At 64.6% G+C, this 277-nt stretch carries 1 protein-coding gene; it reads left to right on the top strand.

Annotated elements, in window-relative coordinates; translation table 11 throughout:
- Window positions 1-252, top strand: a 252-nt coding sequence (locus SB724_RS19920; RefSeq protein WP_410572546.1) for a GGDEF domain-containing protein, incomplete at its 5' end; no start/stop codon positions are given.
- Between the last annotated feature and the right edge of the window lie 25 nt (window positions 253-277).

The raw sequence follows: 277 nt of genomic DNA, 5'->3' as shown, positions 1-277 counted from the left end.
GTCGCCATCTGCCCGGGAACCGATCAGGAGGAAGGCCTGCTGGTCGCCGAACGTCTCCGCTGGACGATCGCCACCAGCGTCAAGACGCCCGATGGCAAGCCGGTGACCGTCAGTATCGGCGTTGCGACGGCCGACGAAGACGGCGTCAGCTTCACGACGGTTCTCTCCGCCGCCGACGACCGGCTCTACCAGGCAAAGAAGAGCGGCCGTAACTGCGTCGTCGGCCGCTCCGGTCTCGTCAAGGTCAGTTGAATTTCCGAAGGCCATAGCCGACAAC

Origin of the sequence: Bacillus sp. SIMBA_031, from assembly GCF_046535225.1 — a bacterium.
GTDB lineage: Bacteria > Bacillota > Bacilli > Bacillales > Bacillaceae > Bacillus > Bacillus velezensis.
The sequence above is the reverse complement of the archived record's forward strand: the minus strand, read 5'-3'. Positions and strand labels throughout refer to the sequence as shown.